Annotated in this window: 26 protein-coding genes; 14 read left to right on the forward strand and 12 right to left on the reverse strand. The window is 72.7% G+C overall.

Annotated features, from left to right (window positions below; all coding sequences use genetic code 11):
- Positions 1–381: 381 nt before the first annotated feature.
- Both EV378_RS31665 and EV378_RS31670 read left to right on the forward strand, forming a co-directional pair.
- The gene (locus tag EV378_RS31665; protein ID WP_243653855.1) at positions 382–732 is read left to right on the forward strand and encodes a 3'-5' exonuclease family protein; all 351 of its coding nucleotides are present in this window, start codon (positions 382–384) and stop codon (positions 730–732) included.
- A gap of 199 nt (positions 733–931) precedes the next feature.
- Positions 932–1,159: a hypothetical protein gene (locus EV378_RS31670; protein ID WP_132431220.1), complete on the forward strand. Its 228-nt coding sequence runs from the start codon at positions 932–934 to the stop codon at positions 1,157–1,159.
- A 37-nt stretch (positions 1,160–1,196) separates the two neighbouring features.
- On the opposite strand, the gene EV378_RS31675 is transcribed toward EV378_RS31670, so the two are convergent.
- The 3 genes from EV378_RS31675 to EV378_RS31685 all read right to left on the reverse strand — a co-directional run bounded on the left by EV378_RS31675 (position 1,197) and on the right by EV378_RS31685 (position 3,714).
- Positions 1,197–1,952: a histidine phosphatase family protein gene (locus EV378_RS31675; protein WP_207908917.1), complete on the reverse strand. Its 756-nt coding sequence runs from the start codon at positions 1,950–1,952 to the stop codon at positions 1,197–1,199.
- An 86-nt stretch (positions 1,953–2,038) separates the two neighbouring features.
- Positions 2,039–3,142, reverse strand: coding sequence for a winged helix DNA-binding domain-containing protein (locus EV378_RS31680; RefSeq protein ID WP_207908918.1), 1,104 nt, complete (start codon positions 3,140–3,142; stop codon positions 2,039–2,041).
- A gap of 8 nt (positions 3,143–3,150) precedes the next feature.
- On the reverse strand, positions 3,151–3,714 hold the full coding sequence (locus EV378_RS31685; RefSeq protein ID WP_132431222.1) for a DinB family protein: 564 nt from the start codon (positions 3,712–3,714) through the stop codon (positions 3,151–3,153).
- 91 nt (positions 3,715–3,805) lie between these two features.
- Between EV378_RS31685 and EV378_RS31690 the strand changes: the two genes are divergently transcribed.
- Together EV378_RS31690 and EV378_RS31695 are read left to right on the forward strand one after the other, a co-directional pair.
- Complete coding sequence (locus EV378_RS31690) at positions 3,806–4,771, forward strand: helix-turn-helix transcriptional regulator (RefSeq protein WP_207908919.1); 966 nt, start codon at positions 3,806–3,808, stop codon at positions 4,769–4,771.
- Positions 4,772–5,346: 575 nt separating this feature from the next.
- Entirely contained in the window at positions 5,347–6,309 is a 963-nt protein-coding gene (locus EV378_RS31695) for a heme-binding protein (RefSeq protein ID WP_207908920.1), read from the forward strand.
- 66 nt (positions 6,310–6,375) lie between these two features.
- Here EV378_RS31695 and EV378_RS31700 read toward each other — a convergent pair whose 3' ends face one another.
- The 4 genes from EV378_RS31700 to EV378_RS31715 all read right to left on the reverse strand — a co-directional run bounded on the left by EV378_RS31700 (position 6,376) and on the right by EV378_RS31715 (position 9,993).
- The gene (locus EV378_RS31700) at positions 6,376–7,173 is read right to left on the reverse strand and encodes an ABC transporter ATP-binding protein (protein WP_132431226.1); all 798 of its coding nucleotides are present in this window, start codon (positions 7,171–7,173) and stop codon (positions 6,376–6,378) included.
- Positions 7,164–8,177 carry a FecCD family ABC transporter permease gene (locus tag EV378_RS31705; RefSeq protein WP_132431228.1) on the reverse strand — a complete coding sequence of 338 codons (1,014 nt, stop codon included), beginning with the start codon at positions 8,175–8,177 and terminating at the stop codon, positions 7,164–7,166. Before EV378_RS31705 ends, EV378_RS31700 begins: the two co-directional genes overlap by 10 nt.
- A complete protein-coding gene (locus EV378_RS31710) occupies positions 8,174–9,244 on the reverse strand; it encodes an ABC transporter substrate-binding protein (RefSeq protein ID WP_165922578.1) in 1,071 nt (356 codons plus the stop codon). The genes EV378_RS31705 and EV378_RS31710 overlap by 4 nt, the downstream gene beginning before the upstream one ends.
- Positions 9,245–9,345: 101 nt before the next feature.
- A complete protein-coding gene (locus tag EV378_RS31715; RefSeq protein WP_165922579.1) occupies positions 9,346–9,993 on the reverse strand; it encodes a TetR/AcrR family transcriptional regulator in 648 nt (215 codons plus the stop codon).
- 82 nt (positions 9,994–10,075) lie between these two features.
- On the opposite strand from EV378_RS31715, the gene EV378_RS31720 reads away from it, so the two are divergent.
- Positions 10,076–11,386 (forward strand): FAD-dependent oxidoreductase, encoded by a 1,311-nt coding sequence (locus EV378_RS31720; RefSeq protein WP_132431234.1) that lies wholly within the window; start codon positions 10,076–10,078, stop codon positions 11,384–11,386.
- A gap of 4 nt (positions 11,387–11,390) precedes the next feature.
- Here EV378_RS31720 and EV378_RS31725 read toward each other — a convergent pair whose 3' ends face one another.
- The gene (locus EV378_RS31725; RefSeq protein ID WP_132431236.1) at positions 11,391–12,041 is read right to left on the reverse strand and encodes a class I SAM-dependent methyltransferase; all 651 of its coding nucleotides are present in this window, start codon (positions 12,039–12,041) and stop codon (positions 11,391–11,393) included.
- A gap of 43 nt (positions 12,042–12,084) precedes the next feature.
- The gene (locus EV378_RS31730) at positions 12,085–13,101 is read right to left on the reverse strand and encodes an alpha/beta fold hydrolase (protein ID WP_243653856.1); all 1,017 of its coding nucleotides are present in this window, start codon (positions 13,099–13,101) and stop codon (positions 12,085–12,087) included.
- Positions 13,102–13,300: 199 nt separating this feature from the next.
- Between EV378_RS31730 and EV378_RS31735 the strand changes: the two genes are divergently transcribed.
- Complete coding sequence (locus EV378_RS31735) at positions 13,301–14,491, forward strand: protein kinase domain-containing protein (protein WP_132431240.1); 1,191 nt, start codon at positions 13,301–13,303, stop codon at positions 14,489–14,491.
- A gap of 64 nt (positions 14,492–14,555) precedes the next feature.
- Positions 14,556–16,130, forward strand: coding sequence for a class I adenylate-forming enzyme family protein (locus EV378_RS31740; protein ID WP_132431242.1), 1,575 nt, complete (start codon positions 14,556–14,558; stop codon positions 16,128–16,130).
- 109 nt (positions 16,131–16,239) lie between these two features.
- Here the strand turns inward: EV378_RS31740 and EV378_RS31745 are convergent, their stop codons facing one another.
- On the reverse strand, positions 16,240–17,865 hold the full coding sequence (locus tag EV378_RS31745; RefSeq protein ID WP_132431244.1) for an AMP-binding protein: 1,626 nt from the start codon (positions 17,863–17,865) through the stop codon (positions 16,240–16,242).
- A 56-nt stretch (positions 17,866–17,921) separates the two neighbouring features.
- Here EV378_RS31745 and EV378_RS35645 point away from each other — a divergent pair, with 56 nt between their 5' ends.
- The 6 genes from EV378_RS35645 to EV378_RS31770 are packed head-to-tail and all read left to right on the forward strand — an operon-like array spanning position 17,922 to position 22,705.
- Positions 17,922–18,374, forward strand: coding sequence for a hypothetical protein (locus tag EV378_RS35645; RefSeq protein WP_165922580.1), 453 nt, complete (start codon positions 17,922–17,924; stop codon positions 18,372–18,374).
- Positions 18,371–18,841 carry a MaoC family dehydratase gene (locus EV378_RS35650; RefSeq protein WP_165922581.1) on the forward strand — a complete coding sequence of 157 codons (471 nt, stop codon included), beginning with the start codon at positions 18,371–18,373 and terminating at the stop codon, positions 18,839–18,841. Before EV378_RS35645 ends, EV378_RS35650 begins: the two co-directional genes overlap by 4 nt.
- Positions 18,842–18,847: 6 nt before the next feature.
- A complete protein-coding gene (locus EV378_RS31755) occupies positions 18,848–20,233 on the forward strand; it encodes a phytoene desaturase family protein (protein WP_132431248.1) in 1,386 nt (461 codons plus the stop codon).
- Entirely contained in the window at positions 20,233–21,342 is a 1,110-nt protein-coding gene (locus EV378_RS31760; protein ID WP_165922582.1) for an LLM class flavin-dependent oxidoreductase, read from the forward strand. Before EV378_RS31755 ends, EV378_RS31760 begins: the two co-directional genes overlap by 1 nt.
- A complete protein-coding gene (locus tag EV378_RS31765; RefSeq protein WP_165922583.1) occupies positions 21,339–21,704 on the forward strand; it encodes a nuclear transport factor 2 family protein in 366 nt (121 codons plus the stop codon). The genes EV378_RS31760 and EV378_RS31765 overlap by 4 nt, the downstream gene beginning before the upstream one ends.
- On the forward strand, positions 21,701–22,705 hold the full coding sequence (locus EV378_RS31770; protein ID WP_165922584.1) for an LLM class flavin-dependent oxidoreductase: 1,005 nt from the start codon (positions 21,701–21,703) through the stop codon (positions 22,703–22,705). The genes EV378_RS31765 and EV378_RS31770 overlap by 4 nt, the downstream gene beginning before the upstream one ends.
- Here EV378_RS31770 and EV378_RS31775 read toward each other — a convergent pair.
- Together EV378_RS31775 and EV378_RS31780 are read right to left on the reverse strand one after the other, a co-directional pair.
- A complete protein-coding gene (locus EV378_RS31775) occupies positions 22,668–23,087 on the reverse strand; it encodes a pyridoxamine 5'-phosphate oxidase family protein (RefSeq protein WP_132431256.1) in 420 nt (139 codons plus the stop codon). The two genes, EV378_RS31770 and EV378_RS31775, sit on opposite strands and share 38 nt — an antisense overlap.
- Positions 23,088–23,286: 199 nt before the next feature.
- On the reverse strand, positions 23,287–23,829 hold the full coding sequence (locus EV378_RS31780; RefSeq protein ID WP_132431257.1) for a hypothetical protein: 543 nt from the start codon (positions 23,827–23,829) through the stop codon (positions 23,287–23,289).
- Between the two features lie 164 nt (positions 23,830–23,993).
- Here EV378_RS31780 and EV378_RS31785 point away from each other — a divergent pair, with 164 nt between their 5' ends.
- A complete protein-coding gene (locus EV378_RS31785; protein WP_243653857.1) occupies positions 23,994–25,196 on the forward strand; it encodes a cytochrome P450 in 1,203 nt (400 codons plus the stop codon).
- The last annotated feature ends 5 nt before the right edge of the window (positions 25,197–25,201 follow it).

Here is a 25,201-nt window from a genome sequence, read left to right on the forward strand (position 1 = left end):
GCCGTGTCGCGCAACGTTGGTGCCGGAATCGGCGGATCCAGGCGTTCGCGGGCACGGCGCCGCCCGCAGCTCATACCGGGCGTCTTCGCAAGGGCGGCAACGCCGCCTGCGGGCGCCTGGGCCTCCGAGACCGGTGCCGGACGTTTCGCGATGCGGCGCTAGGTCGCCCGTCGCCGTCGGGCATGATGGGCCGCGATGCCCCGCGTCGTCATCCAGCCGTCGTTCGGCCTGCCCCGATTCCGACGGAACTGGGCCCGCACTCTCGATCGATCGGTCCCGTTCCGAGACGAGCTCCACGGGCCGGCGCTCACCACCGCTCAGCGCGCGGATCTGGATCGATTGCATCCCGACGGGTGGTCGCATTTCTGGGGTGCCACGGCCGTGCACGACCGCCGGATCTCCGCACTCAGCACCGGTGACGTCGTGTTGCTGACCGGGCGCAAGAACGTGCTCGCGATCGGCGAGATCGGCGTGGTGCTCCGCAACCCGGCGTTCGCCGCCGCACTGTGGCGACCGGAGCCCGGCACCTGCCCGTGGGACAACGTCTACAGCCTGCTGCACCTGGCGCACACGAAGATCCCCTACGAGGACGTATGGGCGCTCGACGGCTTCAGTGTGGGCGACAACTTCATGGGACTGCGTCTGCTCGACCCGGCGAAGGCGGCGTCCGTGCTGGCCGGGCTCCGGATCACCACGACGACGCACGGTGACGGGTTCGCTGTCGGCGCATGATGCGAATGCACACTGCAGATGAATGCGCATTCGCACCGGCGCGCATCGGAATCGCCCGTTCGCCCCTGCGCCCTGCTCCGTCTGACCCGAAAATCTTCACCATTTCTCCTGCAGTTTCGACGATCTCGGGAATCGCGTTTCTCCGGCCGCGATCGACGGGTAGCCCACGGTTGCTAACGGCGTCGACGAGGGGAATGCCATGACCGATCTTCCGTCCGGATCGCTGCCGAGAGGGTCGGTCCCCGGCCCGCCGCCCGTGCTGTGGGCGCCGAGCCTCGGTTCCTCCACAGGCACGTTCCAACCCCCGCTCGCGATCTGGCACCCGCACTGGAAGGTCTGGGTCGTGCTCGAGCTCGGCGACCCGATCGGCGACATCCCGCCGGAGGACGCGGTCCTGATGTCCCCCGCGGTGGGGGCCCACGAGTAGGCCCGGCCGGGATCCGGGGTCGTCCCGGTGTCGCCGGTCAGGTGCGGGTCGCCTGCCCGTCGCGCAGCGACCGGTACTCGATCACCAGCTCCTCCACCGTGGACAGTCGCGGGCCCGCCGGGACCGGGTCGTAGGGCAGGACGTTCACGGCGCGCACCTGCCAGACCGTGCCCTCCGGGCGGACGTCGAGATCGAGCACGTTGACGCAGGTCGTGGTCTGTTCGATGTGGCCGAGATAGGTTCCCCTGCCGATCAGGGCCCGGGAGAGGATCGCCCGGTTCACGCCGCCGTGGAGCACCATCAACATCGTCGACCAGTCGTCGGCGAGCAGGCGGTCGATCACGGCGTTCACCCGGTCCAGCATCGCGCCGACCGTCTCGCCGCCCAGATAGGAGGCATCGCGCGAGGGCTGCTCCGGACCCCGGAACGCCATCGTGAAGGCCTCGTACAGGTCGTCGTCGGGAACGTCGTCCGGTCGTCCGGGGTGGAACTCGCGCAGATCGGGCTCCGGTTCCGGCTCCGGACGGCCGGTGCCGCTCTCGGTCAGCACGATCCGTGCCGTCTCGTCGGCCCGGTGCATGCCGCTGGTGATCACGCGGTCGAACGTCACGCCATCCAGCGCCCGTCCGGCGACGGCCGCCTGCCTCCGGCCCTCCTCGGTGAGCCCGACGGCATCGGGGTCGGCGACACCGGAGTCGGGGAAGTAGGCGACGGCGCCGTGGCGCATGAGGTAGATCCGGCGCCGCGCGGCGACATCCGGGGCGCCGCGGCCGGTGCCTGCGAGGGTGACCACGTCAGCAGACCGTAGCGGCGGTCGGGCCGGACACGCCTGTGGTGGTTGACACACCACAACTGGACACGACGGCCGAGCTGCTGCGCTCAGCGGGGTGACGCCTCGACGCGCACCCGGGTGCCCGCCCCTGCTGACAGGAACGCCGCCACCTGGCGTCCCTCCTCGGCGACGGCGGAGCGGTCGGTCCTGGTGAAGCGCCGCAACGGGGTCACCGTCACGGACCCGTCCGGAGTGGACGTCCACGTCGCGGCCACCCGGCCGTCGACGAGCACGGCTCGCTGCCCGTTGACCGACAGTCCCTTGTGGGCGTCGTCGACGATCCGGGTGCGGTCGTCGTAGCTCAGGATCGCGTTGTCGAACGCCGGGAGGAACCGCACCGGTGCGGGCGTGTCCGGATCCGGGCGCGGGGCGTCCGGGAGGTCGAGCAGCTCGCGGCCGCGCTCGTCGCGGAACGAGACGAGCTCGTCGCGCACGGCAGCCACGGCGGCGGGCAGCCCGGCTAGGCCGCACCAGGCCCGCAGGTCGGCCGACGCGGCGGGCCCGTACGCGGCGAGGTAGCGCAGCGCCATCGCCCGACCGGCGGTGTCGGCGGCGTCGAGCGGGTCCGGCTCGCGCCCGAGCCAGTCCGCCACGAGCTGGTTGCGTGCGCCGGCGACCTGGCCCCACACGCCGCGCGGCGGGAGCTGCACCATGGGTACGAGCACGACCGCGGCCTCGCCGAGCACCCGCGCACCCGGCTCCGGCCACCTGGCCGAGAGTGCCCGTCCCAGCTCCGGCATCGTGCGCGGCTCGCCGTCGGCCATCAGCGCGCGCGTCGCGGAGGCCACGTCGCCGAGGTCCACACCGGACAGCTCGCCGCGGTAGACGCCGAGCAGGCGCTGGACGAGCATCGCGTCATGCCGTGTGCGCCAGGCCAACGCGTCGTCCGAGGTGACGAGATGGACGGTGCGCCGCATCAGGTGCGTGCGCACCACCCGCCTGTCGGTGAGCAGCTCGGACAGCTCCGCCGGGTCGAACCCGCGCAACCGTGACCACAGCCCGACGAACGGCTCCTGCGGTTCCTGCGCCTGCAGCCCACCGAGATGGGCGACGGCGTCGAGCGCCGGCAGGTCGGCACGCTCCAGCAGGAACTGCCGGGCCAGCGCGGCGCGGTTGAGCGCCCGCGCGTCGAGTGTGGTCACGGTCGTCATCGCGTCGCTCAGCCCGCGGTCTTCCCGTCGATGCTCTCCCGGACGATCTCGGCGTGTCCCGCGTGCTGGGAGATCTCCTGCACGAGCCGGATCAGCACCCGGCGGATGCTGCGCGTCTCACCCGGCTGGTGCCACGGCACCGCGGGCAGCGGCTGGGCAGCCGACAGGTCCGGTGCGGCCGCCACGACCTGGGCGGTCCGCTCGGCCACCGCCCGGTAGCGCTCGCGGATCGCGTCACCGTCGTCGTCCGGCTGCATCCGGAACTCGGCACCGTGGTCGGTCATCCACCGTGGCGGCGTCGCGTTCCCGGTGAACAGGTCCTGCCAGGACACGCCGTCCGGCAGATCGAAGCCCATCGCCGCCGCGCCCCCCTCGATGAAGTCCATCCACTTGTCCTCCATCGACGCCGTGTGCTTGAGCAGCCCACCCAGGCACAGCGCGCTGGCCGTCGGGGTCTGGCCGAGCTGCTCGTCGGACAGCCCTTCGGCCGCGCCGATCAGAGCGGCCCGCGCCTCGGCGAGCTGGTCGAGCAGGTCGGCGCGCTCGGCGTCGAGGGTCGCGGTGGTGGTCATCGGGTCCTCCGTCGTTCGTCGTGCTGGCAGACGAACTCTCCCCAGAGTAGCGGCCAGTTTCTGGCCTCTTCTTCGGTGCATCATGAGATTCATGCGGGAAACCTCGGCGCGGCTGCTGACTCTGCTCTCGTTGCTGCAGGCCCGGCGGGACTGGCCGGGGCAGCTGCTGTCCGAACGGCTGGCCGTCAGTCCCCGCACGGTGCGCCGGGACGTCGACCGTCTGCGTGAGCTGGGGTATCCGGTCCAGGCGGTGAAGGGTCCGGACGGCGGGTACCGCCTCGACGCCGGGACCGCGATGCCCCCTCTTCTGTTCGACGACGAGCAGGCCGTCGCCCTCGCCGTCGCGCTCCAGATGGTGGTCACCAGCGGGGCGGGCCTGGAGGAGGCCGCCGCCCGGGCACTGACGACGGTCCGGCAGGTGATGCCGGCCCGGTTACGCCACCGCATCGACACCCTGCAGTTCACGAGCGTCTCCCGCGGTCCCGCGACCGAGCAGGTGGAGAGCGCGGTCCTGGTCGCGGTGAGCGGTGCGGTGCACGCCCGCGAGGTGCTGCGCTTCGACTACGTGGCCCCTGGCGCCTCGCCGAACGGTTCGCCGCGCCGGGCCGAACCGCACCACCTCGTGACGTGGGGTGGGCGCTGGTACGTCGTCGCCTGGGACCTCGACCGCGCGGACTGGCGCACGTTCCGCGTCGACCGCCTCACGCCGAAGATCCCGAACGGGCCGCGCTTCGCCCCGCGGGAGGTGCCCGGCGGCGACGTCGGCGCGTTCGTCGAGGCGCGGTTCCAGGGGGTGCGCGGCCCGGACGGGTGGCCGTGCCGCGGTGAGGTGATCCTGGACCTGCCGGCGTCGGTCGTGTCGACCTACAGCCGCGACGGAATGGTCGAGGAGCTCGGCCCGGACCGCTGCCGGCTCGTCGTCGGCTCGTGGTCGTGGGCGGGGTTGGCCGCTGCTCTCGGCCGCTTCGACGCGGACATCGAGGTCGTCGGGCCGCCCGAGCTCCGGGATGCCTTCGCCCGGTTGTCCCGCCGCTACGGCGTTGCGGCCGGATGGTGACCGGCCGTACGCGGCGCGGATCGGCGGCTCGTTCGTAGCGGTCACGAAATCCGTCGCGATCTCGTTTTCCCGACGTCCGTGCACGGAGCACCTCCGTCTCCATTGCGCGATGCCACGATCAACAGCTCTCGTTAAAAGTGGGTAATTCACCCGAGCCTATTCTTCTCCGCGTGCAGCGGGTCGCAGCGCGATTCGCGGACGTGGTGAACCGGCAGGCAATCCGAGCGGACTGCCTGCGGCTCGCTCGGGCGATCTGGTCAGTCGTCATCGTGGTCGAACGTGAGGACCTCTGAGCTGCTCTTCTAAGGCGTACCTTCATGAATTGCGCGTCCGTTCCGGTAGCGACCGACCGCAGGCGCGTCGGCCGGTCGCACGCTTGTCCGGGCAGGTGGCGAGGGTGGGCTCCGTGATCAATTCACAGGTTCGGCCGCTCGGGTGACACGGCTGTTCTGTCCGGTCACCGCCTCGGAGGATTGGCGTCCGTCGCGGTGGCGACTCGCTCGGGACGGGCATTTCCGTGATGCCCCGAATGGAGAAATCGGACGAATTCGAGCAGAAGGCGAGGAGTGGTCGAAATGACGATGTGGGATGGGAGACTGCCGCGTCTGCAGGAGATGGAGCGCACGGTCGAGCCGGCCCAATGGGGTGACGACGACCTCGGGCCGCTCAAGGATCTGCCCGGCACCTGGGAGGGGCACGGAACCGGGTGGAACATGATCGCGCTCCCGTTCGCCGGTGGGCCGGGCTTCCGTCTCCTGCTCAATCAGTACGACGAGACGCTGAAGTTCGACCTCGTCGACAAGGCCGTGCCGAATCGTGGTGTCGACGCGGGGCAGCAGACCGACCAACGGATCGTCACGCTCGACTACGAGCAGGTGATCCATCAGGTCGCTGTCGTGGACGAGCCCGCCAGCCAGTTCCAGGGAGCGGTCGGGGCTGCCATCCACCACGAGCCGGGCCTCTTCCTGAACATGGCCAACCTGACCGAGGACGGCCTCGACGTGGCCCGGCTCGCGACGATCCCGCACGGTGACTCGGTTCTCGCGCTGGGGACGAGCAACCCGGCCGACACCGTCGACATCCCGGCGGTGAACGGGCTTCCGCTCGGCGTCGAGCACGACCTGTCGAGCCGCTACCTCGCGCCCTACAAGAAGTTCGACGACAGCCCGTTCTTCGGCACCGTGCCGGCCGACGCACCCGGTTTCCCCGGCTTCAACCCCGTCGAGCCGCACAAGCTGCTCGAGCTCGCGAACCAGGGAGTCACGTTCACTCGGGTCACGGTCCTGGAGCTGGACACGACGTTCGACACCGGCGGCATCCACAACATCCCGTTCGTGGTGAAACAGGCCAACGCCGCATCGATGAAGTCGACGTTCTGGATCTCCGAGCTGGCGCCGGAGCAGCCGGGTGGATCGCCGGTCCTTCGACTGCAGTACCTGCAGATCGTCATGCTGGACTTCCTCCCCCGCTTCGACGGCCTTCCCGGCCGGATCGGGTGGCCGCACGTCAGCATCAACACGCTCACCAAGGCGGCGTAGGACGTTCCGCCCGCCGCCGTTCCCGCCGGCGGCCCGCTCGTGCGTCTCGTCCGTCCGGCTCGGTGCCTATCGGTCCCGCGCCACCACCGGCACCACGGAGTGGAGACGCCGGCCGTCGGGCGTCGATCCCGCGAGCACCCGCACCGGGTTGCCGTAGACGCGGGCCAGCCGGTCCTCGGTGAGCACGTCGACCGGCGTGCCGGTGGCCAGCTCACCGTCCGGGGCGAGCACGGCGGCGGTGTCCGCGACGGCGAACGCGTGGTCCGGTGCGTGCGAGACCATCAGGGCGGCCATGCCGTCGTCGGCCAGCTCGCGGACCACGCGCAGGAGCCGGGCCTGGTTGCCGAGGTCGAGATCGGACGCGGGCTCGTCGAGCATCAGCAGCCGGGGTTGCTGGGCGAGCGCGCGGGCGACCAGGACGAGCTGGCGCTCGCCGCCGCTGGTCGCCGTGAACGGGCGGTCGGCGAGGTGGGCGATCTCCAGGCGTTCCAGGCTCTGGGCCGCGATCCGTTCGTCGGCCCGGCCGGGGGACCGGGCGGGGCCGACGTGCGGGGTGCGGCCCATCAGCACGACCTCACGCACGCGGAACGGGAACGGCGTCGCCCTGGCCTGCGGAACGTGCGCGACCGTGCGGGCCAGCTCGCGCCGCCGGAACGCGGTGAGCTCCCGGCCGTCGACCCGGATCCGCCCGTCGCGCAACGGGAGCAGGCCGAGCACGGTCCGGAACAGGGTCGTCTTGCCGACGCCGTTCGGACCGAGCAGGCAGACCACCTCGGACTCCGCGACGGTCAGCGACAGTCCGGTGAGGACCTCCGTCGCGCCGTACCCGCTGCGCACGCCGTCGACGTCGAGGACTACGTCCACGACCGCCCCCGACGGGCCAGGAGCACGAGGAAGAACGGGGCCCCGACCAGCGCCGTCATCACGCCGAGCGGCACCTCGGACGGCAGGAGCGTGCGCACCACGTCGTCGACGACCAGCAGGAAGATCGCGCCGAGCAGGGCCGACACCGGGAGCATCCGCCGCACGTCGGCACCGACGAGCAGCCGTGCCGCGTGCGGAACCACCAGCCCGACCCAGCCGACGATCCCGGCCGCGGACACCGACGCCGCCGTCATCAGCGTCGCCCCGACGATCACCACGCCCTTCACGACGCGCGGGTCGACGCCGAGCGAGCGCGCCTCGTCGTCGCCGATCGACAGGACGGTCAGCCGCCAGCGCAGCACGAGCAACGGCACCAGCCCGACGAGGATCGGGGCGAGGATCGGGAGCAGGCCACGAACGCTCACCGAGTCCAGCCCGCCCAGCAGCCAGAACGTGATCTGCGGCAGCGTGTTGTCGGGGTCGGCCACGTACTTGGTCAGCGAGATCAACGCCGAGCACAGGCTGGACACGACGATCCCGCTCAGCACGAGCGTCAGCGTCGCGTCGCCCGCCCGGCCGAGCACGGAGCCGATCGCGTAGGCGAGCAGGACGGCCGCGAGTCCGGCGACGAACGCGGCCAGCTGGATCGAGGCCGCGCTCCACGCCAGCAGGATCCCGGTCGCGGCGCCGACCCCCGCACCGCCCGATGCGCCGAGCAGGTCGGGGGAGACCATCGGGTTGCGGAACAGCGCCTGGTAGGCGGCGCCGGCCGCGGCCAGCGAGGCACCGACGAGCACGGCGGCCACGATCCGCGGCATCCGCACGAGCCACACCGTCGCGTCGTCCACCGGGGCGACGCCGGACGGCGGGCCTCCGAGGTGGTCGACGACCACGCGGAACACGACGCCCGGCGGGTACCCGGCCACCCCGAGCGCGAACGACGCCGCGACGGCCGCCACCAGGACGACGGTCAGGACGGCGGGCACCAGCCACGCACGGCTCATCCGGGATCGCGGGCGTCGAGCATCTGCCTGGCCTCGGCGTCGGTGAGCGGGTGGTGCAGGAACCGGCCGTAGAACCCGCGGGTCTCGGCGACCATGTCGACGTCACCGAACAGCTCCGGGTGCAGCGTCTTCGCGGCCCAGCGCAGCTGCAGCGCCGACTCGATCCCGTAGCGGTCCCAGTGCCAGCCGCCCGTCGGGTTCACGACGGTCCGGCCCTGCGCGACGGCGGGCAGCGTGCTCCAGAACGGGTCGGCGCGCAGTGTCGCGACGGTCTGGGCGCCGGTGTCGTTCGCGACGAACGCGCTGTTGGCCAGGATCACGACGTCCGGGTTCCAGCGCGCCACCTGCTCGACGGACACGGGCTTGACGTTGCCCTTCACGTCGGCCGCGTTCCGACCGCCCGCCGCTTTGATCCACTCGTCGATGATGCTCCCGGTGCCGTCGACGACCAGCGGGTTCAACGAGTAGACGTGCAGCACGCTCGGGCGCTTCGCCTCCGGCAGGTCGCGGGTCCGCGCGGTGACCGTCGAGAGTGCCTGGTCGAGATAGTCGTTGTAGGCCTGCGCCTGCGTGCGCGCGTCGCCGCCGAGGACGTCGGCCGTTCCGGTGACCATCGTCTTCAGGTCCGGGTAGGTCTGGAAGCCGAGCTGTACGGTCGGGATCCCGAGCTCACCGGCCTTCGACGCGATCTGCGTGCTCTTGTCGGTGAACAGCACGTCCGGGCGGGTCTGCACGAGCTGCTCGGTGCTCACGGTCGAGTTCGTGAACGTGGTCTGCGCGTTGGCGAGCGCGGGCTGCACGACGTAGAGCCACGGCGCGGCGTCCCGCTTCAACACGGTGGCGACGATCTTGTCGCCGGACCCGAGCATCTGGACGACCTCGTTGTGTGCCGGCCAGGCGTCCGCGATCCGGTTCACCGTGACCGGCACCGTGACCTGCGCTCCGGTCGCGTCCGTGACGACGTGCGTGGGCGTGGCAGGCGCCGCGGTCTGTCCACAGCCGGCGAGCACCACCGCCAGCGCGCCCGCCATCGCGACCCCGATCCGTCGCGCTCGCGTCCCTGGCATGACCGCCCCCTCGAAGATCACCACCGCAGTTGCGGCGCAGTATCTGTCATCGGTACGCGTTCCCGCCAGCATCCGTCTCGCGCGGGGGTGGGTGCGGAGATCTACGGCCCGAGCACCGACGCCCGCGCGACGCGGACCATCCACTCCCGGAACGCCGGAACACTCCAGCCCCGCTCGAGGACGAGCAGCCGGTACCCGGCGCCTTCGTTCAACGCCCACAGCAGATCCGCCGCGTCCTCGGTGGACAGATCGTCGCGCAGCCCGCCGATCGCCCGCAGGTGGCCGGCGAACGCCCTGGCGCCCACCAGGCGCTCCGTGGCGGACCGTTCGAGCAGCGCCGCGGCGTCCGCGTCGGTGTCGGCGGCGGCGACCACCGCCCCGGCCAGCCCCGCCGCCCGCTCGGCGACCTCGATCATCAGGTCGACCCACGAGGCGACCGCCTCGGCCGGGTCGGTCGTCGCCACGATCTGCGCGACGGCGGGACGGTCGGCCATCGAGACCGGCTCGTCGTCGCCGACCAGCGACTGGTCCCACGCCAGCTTCAGCAACGCCGGCTTGCCGCCGACGGCGTTGAACACGGTCTTGCGGCTCACGCCCGCGGCGTCGGCGACGGCATCCAGCGTCGTCGCCGCGTAGCCGTGCCGGACGAACAGGTCGGCGGCCGCGGCCACGACGGCGCGACGTGTCTCCCGCGCCTGGCGGGCCCGCAGGTCCGAGCGGTAGGGCCGCCGTCCGTTCCCGCCCGTCATACCCGCTCGACCTCCGGTCACGTTTCCAGTACCTTCTCGTAGTAACGAATTCCTCTCCAGGGTAGCGGATGGAGTGATCACCATGCGCGTCGCGATCATCGGATGCGGTCCGACGGGGCTGTTCCTCGGTGCGGCGCTCGCGCGTCGGGGTCACGAGGTGACGGCCGTGGACCGCGACGGAGGCCCCGCCCCGGACGGCACGTGGGCCCGCCGCGGCGTGATGCAGTTCCACCACGCGCACGGCGTGCGCCCCCAGGTAGGGGAGGCGCTGCTGGCCGAGATCCCGGAGGCGTACGCCGCGTGGGAGGCCGCGGGCGCCGAGCCGATCACGTTCGTGCTCCCGGACGGGCGCGGCGTGCGGGGCGGGATGCGCTCGCGCCGGGAGACGTTCGAGCGCGCGCTGCGGCAGACCGTGACCGGCGAGCCGGGGCTTCAGCTGCGGCAGGGTCACGTCGACGAGGTGCTGGTCCGCGACGGGCGCGCGGTCGGCCTGCGCGTGGACGGCGCCGAGATGCCCGCCGACCTGGTGATCGACGCCTCCGGCCGGACCGGGCGGGTGACCCGCGACCTGCGCCCGGAACCCGCCGTGTACGGCGACACCGGCGTCGCCTACGTGGACCGGCAGTACCGGCTGCTGCCCGGAGCCGAGCCGGGCCCGATGACCAACCCGTTGGCATGGCAGGCCGACCTCGACGGGTACCAGGTGATCGTGTTCCTGCACGAGGACGGCATCTTCTCGGTGCTGATCGTGCGCCCGGTCGAGGTGACGGAACTGGCCGGGCTGCGGCACGAGGCGGCGTTCGAGGCCGCGTGCCGGGCGATCCCGGGCCTGGCCGCGTGGACCGACCCGGCCCGCGCCGAGCCGATCACGCCGGTGCTCGCCGGCGGGCGGCTGATCAACCGCTACCAGGGGCAGGCCCGGCCGGAGGGGCTCGTGCTCGTCGGCGACGCCGTGTGCACGACGACGCCGATGTTCGGCCGCGGGCTCGCGACGTCGATGATGCAGGCCCGCGAGCTGCTGCGGCTTGTCGACGAGGCGGGCGGCCCGCCGGACCGGGACGCGTTCGAGGCCTGGTGCGACGTGACCATGCGGCCCTGGGTGGACGACCACGTGCGCACGGACGCGACCATGCGGCACCTCTGGGACGGCGGCGCCCTCGACCTCGACGCGCCGCTCCCGGCCGTGATGATCCTGGCCGCCGCCGAGCAGGATCCGGAGATCCGGCCGGCGCTGGGCCCCTACCTCGGGATGATCAAGGGCCCGGACAGCCTCGCCGACGTGGAGGAGCGCGCCCGAGCGGTGTACCGCTCCGGCTGGTCCCCGACGCTCGACGAGGGCCCGGACCGCCGCGAGCTGTGCGCGATCGTGCAGTGGGCGCTCGCCCCGGTCTGATCTCTCAGGCGTGTGCGACGCCCGCGATCTGGGTGTTGAACGGGACGAACGGGGTGTGCAGCCGGTAGGCGTCGACGTCGACGCGGGCGAACCCGGCGTCGCGCAGCAGGCCGGCCAGGTCCCGCTCGCAGGAGCAACCCTCGAACGTCCAGGCCCACGGGCGGCGCAGCGCGCGTTGCAGTGCGCGCGTCGGGGTGCCCTCGGCCGCGGCGACGTGCTCCACGAACCGGAACGTGCCGCCCGGGCGCAGGATGCGGCGCACCTCGGCGAGTACCGCGGCCGGGTCGGCGACCGTGCACAGCACGAGCGAGGAGATCACGCAGCCGGCGCCGCCGTCGTCGAGGCCCGTGTCCTCGGCCGGGCGTTGCCGCAGGTCGAGGTGCACGCCGCGACGGTCGGCGGCGGCGCGCAGCCCGCGGTGCATGGGGACGTTCGGCTCGACGGCGACGAGTGTCGATCCCGGTGTCAGGTACGGCATGTTCGCGCCCACCCCGGAGCCGAGCTCGACGACGGTCGGGGGCAGGTCGGCGAACACGCGTCGTTTGTGCGGGCGCAGGTCCCGGTCCAGGACGGGTCCCAGCACGCCGAAGAACGCGGCGTTGAACGGTCCGCGCACGGTGTGCGTCTCGAAGCGGGTGGTGGTCGTATCGGTCACCGGGACACCCTGCGCCGATCGCGGCCGCCGGTCAGGCGGGGAACTACCCCACCTCGCGCTGCGTGCCGACCCACGCCGCGATCTGGGCCCGGGACCGGAACCCCAGGCGCAGCCGGATCCGCTCGACGTGTCCCTCCGCCGAGCGCTCGTCGATGCCCAGGCGCGTCGCGATCTCGCGGTTCGTGCAGCCCTCGCTCACCAGCTCGGCGACCTCCCGCTGGCGCGGCGTCAGCGCGTCGGGCCGCCGCCGCCCGACCGGCAGGCCGAGGAACCGGCGCACGACCCGCACCAGCTCGTCGCGGTCACCGGCGTACGGCAGGTGCGACCGCCCGGGCAGCACGACGAGCTCGGCGCCGGCGATGCCGTCGGCCAGGACCGACGCCTGGGCGAGAGGCGCTGCGCGGTCCCCGCTCCGGTGCACCACCAGCGTCGGTGCGCGGACCTCGGCGAGCCGGTCGACGACGTCGAGGTCGTAGCTGAGCGCGAGCAACGCCCGCGCGGTCGCGGCGTCCGAGCAGGCGCGCTGGTAGCGGGCGGACCCGGCGCGCGTCGCGGCGTCGGCGTCCGGGGCGAAGATGTCGGTCAGCACGTCGGAGCCCAGGCCCCAGTGCGACTCGACGAGGCCCAGGACGTGGTCCCGCACGAGTGGCGGGGACAGGTCGTCACCGCGCGCCCATCCGCCGTAGAGCACCAGACGTCGCACCGTCTCCGGGTGCGCGGCGGCCCACGCCACGGCCACCGGCACCCCCATCGACGTGCCCATCAGGTCGAACGGCTCACCGAGTTCCGCGGCGATCGCCGCCAGGTGCTCCAGCTCGAACTCCAGCGACGCCGGACGGTCCACCCGCGGCGAGAGCCCGCACCCGGCGCGGTCGTAGCGCACGAGCCGGCAGCCCGTGGCCAGCGCCTCGTAGAGCCCCCGCTCGGCGGGGAGCTCCCAGCCCAGCTCGAGGTGGGTGAGCCAGCCCATCACGTAGACCAGCGGTCTGCCGGAACCGACCGAGGCGTACGCGACGGAGGTGCCGTCGGCCAGCGCCACCCGACCCACCGACTGTTCCACGGCGCGATCGTGGCGTATCGGGAGCTGCCGCGGTAGCTCGTCCGGCTCGGTTGATCCGTCCCGTTCCCGGCGCGTCTTCCTGGTGATCCGCCCGTGTCCGGGGACCATGTGACGCGAACGACCTGTGGCGCAGGGGTGTCGATCCCGCGCGGCGGGGGTAGTCGCACGTCGTCGGGGAGCAGATCGCAGAGGAACGACCATGCGCCAGGGGAGCGGCGAGTCGGTCGGCAACGGCCGGTACGAGATCGGTGACGTGATCGGCAGAGGACGCCGATCACGGGTGCACGCGGGGTACGACACGGTGCTGCACCGGCCGGTCGCGCTCAAGTTCCTGCCGGCGACCGACGACGGTCCGACGCCGCGCTGGCGGGCCGAGGCCGCGGCGCTGAACCGCTTCGACCACGCCCACCTCGTGCGCCTCCTCGACGGCGGCGAGGTCGGCAGCGAGGCGTTCCTCGTGCTCCCGCTGATGACCGAGTCGCTGGCCGTCCGGCTCGACCGGCGACCGCTGCGCCGGGACCACGCGGCAGCCGTCGTGCTCGCGCTGGCCGATGCGCTCGGACACGTGCACCGGGCGGGCCTCGCGCACGGTGCCGTCGACGCCGACGGCGTGCTGCTCGACCCGAACGGCAGGCCGTGCTGGGGTGGTCTCCCGGTCTCCTCCACCGGCGCCGACGAGCGGGCCGACGACGACCTGCGGGCCCTGGCCGTGCTCGCGGTGCGGTGCGTGGCCGGTGCCGCCCGTGGCGGCGTTGCGCCGGCAGCGGTGCTGGACGCGGTACGCGCCGCGGCCGAGTCCGGCCGGGTGGTCGGCGCGGGCCGGCGCCTCGAGGACTCCCTGGCGTCGGTCGTCCCCGCTCCTGCCCGGCCTGCCGACCATGTCGCACAGGCGTTGCGGCGGATCCGGTTGCGCGGCAGGCCCGGTTTCGCCGCCGCGCTGGCGGCGGGGTTCGCGGCGAGCCTGCTCGGCGCGATCGTCGTCGAGGGCGGTGGACACCGGCCGGGCCCCGACGTCGAGCTCGGCGGACCGGGCCCGACGACCGTCCTCGCCGACCCGGCGGGGTCGGACCTGGTGGGATCGGTGCAGAGCGCGTTGAACCGGCTCGGTGCACTGGCCGCGGAGCCGCCGACGGCGCCCGCCGAGACCCGGGAACCGCGGGTGGCGCGCGTTGCCGAGGACGGTGACTCCCCGGATCCCGCGCCGATGACCCGACGGGCCGCTCCACCCGCGCCGTCGCCGTCGAAGCAGCAGGTCGACAAGCCCCGCGACGACGCGCACGAGCCCGCGGACGCGCAGGACGACGAGAAGGACGGCGACGACCGGACGAGCCGGGACGACGACGGCGGCGGCCTCGGACTCGTTGGCGACCTTCTGACGGGTTTGCTCTGACCCTGGACGCGACGTCCGCCCCCGGGCAACGATCGACGGGTCGCCGTCGACGAGGAGGCCCCGCGTGGTCACGTCCGCTTCCGCCCGCACGCTCGGGGACCTGCTCGCTCTGCGCGCGACGGAACGTCCTGGCGACGAGGCCGTCGTGTTCCCCGGGGACCGGCACACCTACGCCGAGCTTGCGGCCCGGTCCACCGCGGTGGCGCGTGGGCTGCTCGGGCTCGGGGTCGCGCCGGGGGACCGGGTCGGGATCCTGCTGCCCGCGTCCGTCGATCTGCTCGCGGTCCTGTTCGGCGCCACGACGATCGGGGCGATCGCCGTCCCGGTGAACGCCCGGTTCACGGCGGGCGAGGTGGCCGGTCTGGTGCGGCACTCCGGCATGGCCGTACTCGTCACCGACGCCGACGACCTCGTCCCGGCGGACGCCCCGGAGCTGCGGCACGTCGTCGCGCCCGCCGACCTGCCCGCCGTGTCCGGCGCGACCGACGCCGACGTGGCGTACGCGGCGGAGGCGGTGCGGGTCCGGGACACCGCGGTGATCGTCTACACGTCCGGGACGACGGCGGCGCCGAAGGGCGCGATGCTCTCCCACGAGGCGCTCACCCGGCTCCCGGCCGGCATCGCCGAGCGGATGGCGCTGACGTCCGACGACCGCGTCTGGACGGCGATCCCGCTGTTCCACGGCGGCGGCATCACGTTCGCGCTCAGCTGTGTGACCGCGGGCGCGCCGTTCGTGCATCCCGGTACGTTCGATCCCGCGTCGACGCCCGCCTATCTCGAGTCCGAACGGGTCACGGTCGCGCTGGCGGCGTTCGAGACGATCTGGATGCCGGTGCTGAACCATCCGGAGTTCGCGTCGCGCGACCTGACCCGGATCCGCCTCGTGATGGCCGTCGGAGTGCCGGAACGCTTGCGCAACATGGCGAGCCGGGTACCACAGGCGACGCACGTGTCCTGTGTGGCGATGACCGAGTCGTCGGCGTTCCTGACGCTGAACCGACTCGACGACCCGGCCGAGGCCCGTGCGACCACCGGTGGGCACCCGATGCCCGGGATGCGCTGCCGCGTCGTCGACCCGGACACCGGGCGCGACGTGCCGTCCGGTGTCGAGGGGGAGCTGTGGTTCCACGGCCCGAACGCGTTCGACGGCTACTTCCGCGACCCGGAGGAGACGGCCCGTGTGATCGACGACCGGGGCTGGTTCCACTCCGGGGACGTCGTGGTCGCCGACGCGGACGGGCGGCTGACGTTCCGCTCGCGCCTGAAGGACATGCTCAAGGTCGGCGGCGAGAACGTCGCCGCGGCCGAGGTGGAAGGGCACCTGCTGACCCACCCGGCCGTCGGGATCGTCGCCGTCGTCGCGGCACCGGACGCGCACTACGTCGAGGTGCCGGCCGCCTACGTGCAGCTGCGCGACGGCGCGACCGCCACCGAGCAGGAGTTGATCGCGCACTGTCTGGACGCGATCGCGACCTACCGCGTCCCGCGCTACGTGCGGTTCGTGACCGAGTGGCCGATGTCCGGCACCAAGATCCGCAAGGTGGAACTCCGCGCGCGGATCGCGGCCGAGCTGGAGGCCGCTGGTGTCACGGAGGCCCCACGCCTGCGCTCGGCGAGGTCGGCGGCCCGGCAGCCCTGAGCGCCGCACCCCTCCGCCCCGCCCCGCCCCGCCGTCGCGTGTCGCACCCCGCCCCGGCGTGCCGCACCCGTCGCAGCCGGTGCGGCACGCCGGTAAGGGGTGCGGCAGGTCAGCGCGGCGTGCCCGCCGGGGCGGCGAGCCGGGGTGCTTCGGTGATCCCCGCCTCGGCCAGCTCCGCGGTCAGCGCGTCCCGCAGCCGGAACTTCTGCACCTTCGTCCCGGACATCGGCCACTCGTCGACGAACCGCACGTAGCGGGGCACCTTGAACGTCGCGATCCGGCCGAGGCAGTGCGCGACGAGTTCCTCCTCCGTGGCGGCGGCCCCGGCGCGGAGCTGCACGAACGCGGCCGCGACCTCGCCGTAGCGGGCGTCCGGCACGCCGACGACCTGCACGATCCCGACCGCGGGATGCTCGGAGAGGAAGCCCTCCACCTCGGCCGCGGCGACGTTCTCCCCGCCGACCTTGAACATGTCCTTCAGGCGCGAGCGGAACGAGAGCCGCCCGTCCGCGTCGGCCACGACGAGGTCGCCGGAGGAGAACCACCCGTCGTCGTCGATCCGGGCGGCGGTCAGCTCGGGGTCGCGGTGGTAGCGCACGATCCGGGACGCGCCGCGGAACCGGAGCTCGCCGGGCGTCCCCGGCGGCACCGGCTCCCCGGTCACCGGGTCGACGACCTCAGCCTCCATGTGCGCCAACGGAAACCCGCTCGTCGTGGCGCGGGTCTCCGCCGGGTCGTCCGGAGCGCCGAGGCAGCAGAACCCGAACGACTCCGTCATGCCGAGGCAGGACACCTGCACCGCGTGCGGCAGCCGCGCCTGCATCGAGCGCATCCGCTCCGGCGCACCGATGTTCGCGACGACCCGCAGGGCGGACAGGTCGGTCGTGGAGAAGTCCGGGTGCTCGAGGACCGGCAGCCAGATCGTCTCGAACGCCGGGAACCCGACCGTGCAGCGCTCCGTCTCGAGCTGGCGCAACGCCGTTCCCGGCTCGAACGGTCCGGAGTGGACCATGCCGCACCGCCCGGCCATGGCCGCGACGGCGACGTCGAACCCTCCACAATGGAACATCGGGAGCGGGGTCCAGAAGCGGTCGTCCGGACGCAGGCCGAGGCGCTCGGCGACAGCGGTTCCCTCCGCGACGAGCGACGCGTGGTCGTGCAGGCAGCCGCGCGGCCGGCTGGTGGTGCCGGACGTGTAGAGGTTGAGGATCACGTCGTCCGGGCGGACCGCGGCGCGGGCGGCGTCGGCCGGGTCCGGGTCGCCGCCCGCCAGGCCGGGGAGGAAACCGGGCGGGGTGGCACCGTCCAGCGCGACGACGGAGCGCAACGACGGCGTTCCGGGCAGCGCGAGCCGTCCGGGCGTCGCCGCGTCCAGGCCGGGCAGCGCGTCGGTGAGCCGGTCGCCGAACGCGCTCGTGGTCAGCAGCAGCCGGACGTCGGCGTCGTCGATCTGGTAGGCGAGCTCCCCGGCGCGCAGCCGGACGTTGACCGGCACGGTGACCGCGCCGATCCGGGCGGCGGCGAGCCACCAGGTGGCGCTGTCGAGGCCGTCCGGGACCAGGAGACCGACGGCGTCACCGGGCCGGATCCCGGCCGCCCACAGCGCCCCGGAGAGGCGGCGCGCCTCGTCGGCCATGGCCGGCCAGGACAGGCGCCCGTCGGGGAACACGACGCCCTGGTCCGGCGCGTCCGCGGCACGGCGTTCCAGCAGGTCGAGCAGCGTTGCGCCGGCCATCGAGAATCACCTACCAATCGTTTGACAAACTAGCAGCGCTGCTCGACGGTGGACAGGTGCGCGAGGAGGATCTGCGTGCCCGTGTGGGCCACCGGTTCCCGGGCGGGACTGTGCGGATCGAGCCCTACGTGGACTGGCTGGTCCGGGACATGACGAGCGCCCCCGCGCCGGACGGCTCGGGGGTCACGCACCCGACCGTCGCGTTCCTGGCCGCCACCGAGGGGCTCGGCGTCGGGTTGGAGGAGGTCTTCGCGCTGTTCGGCTCGTCCTCCGGCGAGGGCCCGCTGCTCGGCGAGTGGGCCGTCGACGTCAAGCAGCCCCTCCGTGCCGGCGTCGTCTACGACGTGATGGCCGAGGTCGAGGACGTGAAGCGCCGATCAGGGACCTCGGGCACGTTCGACCTCGCCACCGTCAAGATCGAGCTCACCGGGCCGGACTGGGACGTGCACGCGATCGTCCGCCCGACGTACGTGTTCCCGCGGCGGTCCGGGACCGAGGGCCCGCTGTGAAGATCGGCGAGGCTCTCGAGCCGCTGGAGGCGACGGCGGACCCGGCCGCGATGAAGACGATGGCCGCGCTGCTGCGCGACCCGAACATGATCCATCTGGACCCCGCGGCGGCCGAGGCGCTGGGCCTCGGACCGCGCGTCGTGAACCAGGGGCCGATCTCGATGGGCTGGGTGCACACGATGCTCGCGCGCGCCGCGGGCGGGCCGGAGAACGTCCTGTCGACGCGGATCCGGTTCCACGACGTCGTGTTCGGGGGCGAGCGCGTGATCGCGGGCGGGGAGGTCACGGCGATCGTCGCGCGACGCGGCGAGCGCGGGGTGGGCCGCGGCGTCGGCCCGCGCAAGGACTCCGACGACCTCGACGAGTCCCGGCGTGGTGACGTCGTCGAGTGCGCGGTCTGGTTGGACGTGCAGCGCCCGGACGGCCCGGTACGGGCGCTGTCCGGAACGGCGCGGCTGAAGGGGTAGGGAGACATGCCGAGCTACGACGTCGTGGTGATCGGGGCGGGAGCGGCGGGCCTGTCCGCCGGGGCGTTGCTGGCCGCCGAGGGCAAGAGGGTGTGCGTGCTCGACCGCAGCACCGTCCTGGGTGGACGCGCGCTCGCCGTGCCGGACGAGGGGTTCACGGTGAACCTCGGCGGGCACCTGATCGAGGACCCCGGCTCGGGCCTGACGAAGGTGTTCTCCCACGTCGGCAAGGAGCTCGTGCACGGCGAGGTCTCCGAGGACATGCCGATCTGGGACAACGAGAAGGGCTGGACGTCGGTCCGGGACCGCTACACCGACCGAAGCGAGCTGAAGAAGGTCATCAAGGCCCTGGTCCAGACGCCCTACGAGGATCTCGACGCGTGGGACGACCGGCCGATGCGGGAGTGGATCCACCAGTACACCGACGACCAGGGCGTCGTGGACCTGTTCGAGTTCATCAGCGTGCTCGAGTGCATGACCGACAACTGGTACGACCACTCGGCCAGCGACAACCTCTACGTCCGCAAGATGCACTTCGAGGAACGCAACACCGCCGCCTACTCGTGCTGGCCGGGTCAGGGCTGGGACGGGATGTGGCGCGACCTCGCGGACGCGATCGAGAAGCACGGGGGCGAGCTGCGGCTCGGCACCGCCGTCGAACGCGTCGTGATCGAGGGCGGTGAGGTGCGCGGCGTCGCGGTCGGGCGCGAGCCCCAGGTCCTGCCGAACGAGTTCTACGAGGAGGAGATCCTCGAGGCCTCCGCGGTGATCTCCACGCTTCCGGTGTGGACGGTGCTGAACGTGGTGCCGCGCAGCGAGCTGCCGGAGTGGTACACCGCCCAGATCGACTTCCTGGCCCAGGACAGGTTCCGGATCGCCTGGCTCGGGCTGCACCTGGCGACCGAGGAACCGGTCTGGCGCTACGACCCCCGGGAGCTGTCCACCTGGACGTCGACGCCGTCCACCCCGTCGTCGGGCTTCATGTTCGACCAGTCGGCCATGGACCCGTCGAGCTCGCCGCCGGGGACCCACCTGCACACGATGGGCTCGATCATCCCCGGCTCCAGGGGACGGGACCGGGAGTGGTGCCGCCGGCGGATGGACGCGTTCGAGCACGACATCGCGACGATGTGGCCGCAGTTCGCGAACCCGGTGTGGCGCAGGCGGCACCTGGTGTTCGAGCCGTCGTTCGGCGTGATCCAGATGCCCGGGCTGGTCGGGCGCTACCGGCCGCACTGGCGGGCCCCGAACGTCGAAGGACTGTGGTTCGCCTCGGAGACGTTCCGCTCCCGCGGCATCGGGACGGACCGCGCCGCCCGCGCCGCCCTGACCTGCGTGGAGGACTACCTCGGACGCCGGATCCCGACGTTCGGCGAAGGATGGCGCTACTGATGGAACGCCTGGAGCTCGGTGTCCCGGGGCAGATCATGCCGCCGGCCGCCGGGGCGGTGAAGTTCGCGCAGAAGGCGGAGGCCGACGGGTTCGACGCCGTCTGGTGGCCGGACCACCTGATGGGCTGGCACCCGGACACGATGTGGACGCCGGACCTCACGCCGCTGGCCGAGGTGCAGTCGTCGCCGCACGTCTACTTCGACCCGCTGATCATGATGGCGGCGGCGGGGGCGCAGACGTCGTCGATCCGGGTCGGGGTGTGCGTGACCGACCTGATCCGCCGTGACCCGTCGATGGCCGCGGCGTCCGCGCTGACCCTGGACCACGTGACGGGGGGCCGCGCGATCATCGGGCTCGGTTCGGGGGAGCGGCTCAACGTCACGCCGTACGGGATGTCGTTCGACAGGCCGGTGGCCCGGCTGTCCGAAGGCATCGACGTGATGCGACGGCTGTGGGACGCCGACGGGCCGGTCTCGTACTCCGGTGAGTTCCACACGCTGGACCACGCCGTGCTGGGCCTGAGCCCGTACGGCGACCGGCCGCCGGAGATCTGGACGGCCGCGCACGGGCCGCGGATGCTGCGCCTGACCGGCGAGCAGGCCGACGGATGGCTGCCGACCAAGATGACCGCGCCGGACTACGGGAAGTCGTTGTCCGCCATCCGTTCCGCATCGGTCTCGGCCGGGCGGGACGAGGACTCGGTGACCCCCGGCATGCTCGGCTACGTCCTGATGGGACCCGACGAGGAGACCGTGCAGCGGCTCACCGAGGCGCCGCTGGTGCGGGCGCTGTGCGTGCTGCTGCCGTCGCAGGTGTTCCGTGACCTGGGGGTGGAACCGCCGCTGGCCGGTGACTCCGGGTTCCACCACTTCATCCCGAGCACCGTGCCGCGCGAGGAGTCGCTGCGGATCATCGGCGCGATCCCGCCGAGGGTGGTGCGCCACTACGCGTTCGCCGGGACGCCGGAGCAGGTCGCCGAGGAGCTGGCCGAGTACCGGGCGCAGGGGCTGCGGCACCTGGTGCTGTGGAACATCACGGCGTTCGGCGACCCGTCGCTGGCCGGGTGGTCGTTCAAGGCGATGCGCGAGCTGAAGGAGCACGTCTCGTGAGGACGCTGGTCGAGGCCTACTTCGCGGCGATCAACACCGAGGACTTCGACGGGCTGGCCGCCGTGTTCGCGCCGGACGTCGAGATCCACACGACGGGGTCGGACCCGGTGCTCGGACGGGACGCGGCGCTGGCGCACTTCCGCGCGGTCCTGGCGAACTACCCGTCGCACACGGACGCGGTGACGCGGTGGATCGAGGCGCCGGACGCCGTCGTCTGCGAGATCGCGTTCACCGGACGGCTGGCCGACGGCCGGGAGATCCGCTTCGACGCGCTCGACGTGTTCGACGCCGGCGACGACGCGATCACCCGCGTGAGCACCTGGTACGACACCCGCTCGGTGGCGCGCCAGGTCCGCGGGTGAGGCTCGGCGTCACCCTGCCCGTCGAGGACGGGCTCTCCGCGCCGGAGTACGTGGCGATCGCCCGGACCGCCGAGGAGCGCGGGCTGGACTCGGTCTGGGTCGGCGAGGTGGCCGGACCGGAGGTGTTCTCCATGCTCGGGCTGATCGCGGGCGCGACGGGCGGGATCGGGCTCGGCACCGGGATCGCGACGATCTACCCGCGCACCGCGCCGTTGGCCGCCATGGGGTTCGCGACGCTCGCCTCCGCCGCGCCGGGTCGCGTGACGGCCGGCCTGGGTGTCAGCAGCCCGACGATCGTGCGCGAGTGGCACGGTCTCCCGTACGACCGTCCACTGAAGACGATGGAGGCGTACGTCCGGGCGCTGCGCGCGGCGTGGGCGGGGGAGAAGGTCAGCGGGTTCCGCCTGTCGATGGGCCCGCCGGCGCCGGTTCCGGTCGTGATCGGCGCGATGAACCCGCGGATGCTGCGGCTGGCCGGCCGGATCGCCGACGGCGTGTTCGTCGCCTGGTGCCCGCCGTCCGAGATGGCCGGGCGGCTCGCCCACGTGCGCGAGGGCGAGCGTGAGGCCGGACGGGAGCCGGGCTCGGTGTGGGCGATGACGTCGTTCTGGGCCTACGCGGGCGACCGGACCGGCGAGGCGAGGGAACGGTTGCGGCGCATGGTGCTCCAGTACGCCATGGTCCCGACGCACGCCCGGTCGTTCGCCGGGGTGTTCGACGGGCTGGAGCGCGCCACCGCGCTCTGGCGGGCGGGCGATCGGCGCGGCGCGCTGGCGCTCGTGCCGGACGAGGCCGTGCACCACCTCTGCGCGCTCGGCGACGGCGCGACGGTCGCGCGACGGGTGGCCGAGTTCGGTGACCGCGGCGTCGACCTGGCCCTGATCCTCACGCCGGGCGCCGAGCCGGGTGACCTCGACGGCCCGCACGACACGATCCGCCGGGCGGCCGAGGCGCACCGCGCGGTCACATCGAGAAGCGGCGCACCCTCTCCGGGTGGATGACCAGGCGGACCCATTTCTCGGCCCGCATCCCGTCGAGCTCGGTGGCCCGGGCCGGGTCATCGAGGTCCCAGTAGCGCGCGGCGAGGCGGTCGAGCAGGTCCGACGCCCCGTCGGACTCGACCGTCGTGGGGCCGGCGACCGACACCCACCGTTCGATCTCCCCGACCGGGGCGGCGACGACGAGCGACGCGCGCGGGTCACGCTCCTGATGGCGCAGCTTCAGCGAGTCCGGGCCGGTGAACAGCTGGACCGTGCCGTCGTCGGTCGCCTCGAACCACACCGGCCGCGGCTGTGGAGGGACCGGGCCGCCGGCCATGGAGAGGAACCCGTGTAGCGGGCGGCGGAGGAACGCGAGGTCGTCGGCGGTCAGTGACGTGGTCATGGCGCCGAGTCAACGCGACTTGCCCGGACGATTCCATAGGTGGAACGCCGGATCGCCTGCGCGATCGTCCGTCTCTCGGCCGGCGCGGTCGTCGTCGGTGGCGCCGGCTCGGTCGAGATCGCAGCCATCGCGGTTCCGGGTGGCCGCGAACCGCTACCGGTGCGATCTCGGCCGGGAGCGGAGCCGACGACCGGTCACCTCAGTCGGACGAGGACGACGACGACCCGGAGTCGGACGACGAGGACCCGGAGTCCGACGAGGACGAGCAGGAGTCCGACGAGGATGATCCGGAGTCCGACGAGGATGATCCGGAGTCCGACCAGGACGAACCGGAGTCCGGGCATCCCGGGGCGGACCATCCGGACGATCCGTTGTCCGACCAGTGGTGCGAGTCGTGCCAGCCCGAGTGCGGTCCGTGGTGCTGCGTGCCCCCTCCGTCGTCGGACGGCGGGTACGGGTGGCCCGCCTGGTGCGTCCGGAGATACCCGTCGTCGTCCCCGTGCCCGCGGGAGCCGGACCGTCCGGCCGGGCCGCGCGGGTGGCCGCCCGCCGCGTTCACGAACGCCCTGGAGATGAGCGGCGCCGGGCCGCCGGACCCGCTCACGCTCAGCACGACGATCACCACGATCGAGCAGATCACCAGGGGGGTGGCGACGATCAGCGCGGGCCAGCCGATCACGGCGTAGAGCACGCCGATCACGGCGATGTCGCCGACGACGGCGGGCAGGAGCCAGCGGGGCATGCGGACCTCCTCGGGTGTCCGGAGCGGACTCGCCGGGTGCCCGGTTCCGTTACGCGTGGGCGGAAGATCCGCAGGTCGCGGGCGCTTGTCGGCCACCTGGTGTGATGCTAATCTCGCCGCTACCAAACGGCCGTTAGACACCGACGTCGAAGCCCGGAGGGTCCGTGTCCGCACCCGACATCCTGTCGCCCGAGTTCGCCGCCGACCCGTACTCGGCGTACCGCACGATGCGCGACGAGCACCCGCTCATCTGGTACGAGCCGATGCAGAGCTACGTGATCAGCCGGTACGCCGACGTCGAGAAGGCGTTCAAGGACCCGGTGTTCACCAGCCGCAACTACGACTGGCAGCTCGAACCGGTGCACGGCCGCACGATCCTGCAGATGGAAGGCCGCGAGCACTCCACGCACCGCAACCTCGTCGCGCCGGCGTTCCGCGGTCGCGAGCTCGCCGAGAAGTTCGTGCCGGTGATCGAGCAGAACTCCCGCGAGCTGATCGACGCGTTCGCCGCCGACGGGAAGGTCGACCTCGTCGACCGGTACGCGACCCGGTTCCCGATCAACGTCATCGTCGACATGCTCGGGCTGCCGAAGACCGACCACGAGCACTTCCACCGCTGGTACACGTCGATCATGGGGTTCCTCTCGAACCTGTCCGGCGACGAGGCCGTGATGGCCGACGGGATCCGCACCAAGGGCGAGTTCTCCGACTACATGATCCCGATCATCGCCGCGCGTCGTGAGAACCCGGGCGACGACCTGCTGTCCACGCTCTGCACGGCCGAGATCGACGGCGTGCGGATGACCGACCACGAGATCAAGGCGTTCTGCAGCCTGCTGCTCACCGCGGGCGGGGAGACGACGGACAAGGCGATCGCCAGCCTGATGTCCAACCTGGTCGCGCACCCGGAGCAGCTCGAGGCCGTCCGGGCCGACCCCTCGTTGATCCCGGCCGCGTTCGCCGAGACGCTGCGCCACTCGCCGCCGGTGCACATGATCATGCGACAGCCGTCGGAGGACGTGGAGCTGTCCGGCGGCACGGTCGAGGCCGGGACGACCGTCACCTGCCTGATCGGTGCCGCGAACCGGGACCCGGAGCGCTACGCCGACCCGGACTCCTTCGACGTCCACCGGTCCGACCTGGACCAGGGCCGCGCCTACACCGCGGGCGCCAACCACACGGCGTTCTGCCTCGGCAGGCACTTCTGCGTCGGCGCGATGCTCGCCAGGACCGAGCTGGAGACCGGCATCGCGCAGCTCCTGGACGCGATGCGGGACATCCGTTTCACCGACGGCACCCCGCCACCGGAGCACGGGGTCTTCACCCGTGCACCGTCCGAGCTGCGGCTCACGTTCACCCCCGCCTGATCCGA

Source organism: Pseudonocardia endophytica, assembly GCF_004339565.1.
Classification (GTDB): Bacteria; Actinomycetota; Actinomycetes; order Mycobacteriales; family Pseudonocardiaceae; genus Pseudonocardia; species Pseudonocardia endophytica.

Excerpts from the sequence above, each read along its gene's own strand:
- EV378_RS31670 (WP_132431220.1), top strand. The coding sequence starts at position 932 with ATGACCGATCTTCCGTCCGGATCGCTGCCGAGAGGGTCGGTCCCCGGC.
- EV378_RS31680 (WP_207908918.1), bottom strand. The coding sequence starts at position 3,142 with ATGACGACCGTGACCACACTCGACGCGCGGGCGCTCAACCGCGCCGCG.
- EV378_RS31685 (WP_132431222.1), bottom strand. The coding sequence starts at position 3,714 with ATGACCACCACCGCGACCCTCGACGCCGAGCGCGCCGACCTGCTCGAC.
- EV378_RS31690 (WP_207908919.1), top strand. The coding sequence starts at position 3,806 with ATGCGGGAAACCTCGGCGCGGCTGCTGACTCTGCTCTCGTTGCTGCAG.
- EV378_RS31695 (WP_207908920.1), top strand. The coding sequence starts at position 5,347 with ATGACGATGTGGGATGGGAGACTGCCGCGTCTGCAGGAGATGGAGCGC.
- EV378_RS31705 (WP_132431228.1), bottom strand. The coding sequence starts at position 8,177 with ATGAGCCGTGCGTGGCTGGTGCCCGCCGTCCTGACCGTCGTCCTGGTG.
- EV378_RS31710 (WP_165922578.1), bottom strand. The coding sequence starts at position 9,244 with ATGCCAGGGACGCGAGCGCGACGGATCGGGGTCGCGATGGCGGGCGCG.
- EV378_RS31715 (WP_165922579.1), bottom strand. The coding sequence starts at position 9,993 with ATGACGGGCGGGAACGGACGGCGGCCCTACCGCTCGGACCTGCGGGCC.
- EV378_RS31720 (WP_132431234.1), top strand. The coding sequence starts at position 10,076 with ATGCGCGTCGCGATCATCGGATGCGGTCCGACGGGGCTGTTCCTCGGT.
- EV378_RS31735 (WP_132431240.1), top strand. The coding sequence starts at position 13,301 with ATGCGCCAGGGGAGCGGCGAGTCGGTCGGCAACGGCCGGTACGAGATC.
- EV378_RS31745 (WP_132431244.1), bottom strand. The coding sequence starts at position 17,865 with ATGGCCGGCGCAACGCTGCTCGACCTGCTGGAACGCCGTGCCGCGGAC.
- EV378_RS31755 (WP_132431248.1), top strand. The coding sequence starts at position 18,848 with ATGCCGAGCTACGACGTCGTGGTGATCGGGGCGGGAGCGGCGGGCCTG.
- EV378_RS31760 (WP_165922582.1), top strand. The coding sequence starts at position 20,233 with ATGGAACGCCTGGAGCTCGGTGTCCCGGGGCAGATCATGCCGCCGGCC.
- EV378_RS31775 (WP_132431256.1), bottom strand. The coding sequence starts at position 23,087 with ATGACCACGTCACTGACCGCCGACGACCTCGCGTTCCTCCGCCGCCCG.
- EV378_RS31780 (WP_132431257.1), bottom strand. The coding sequence starts at position 23,829 with ATGCCCCGCTGGCTCCTGCCCGCCGTCGTCGGCGACATCGCCGTGATC.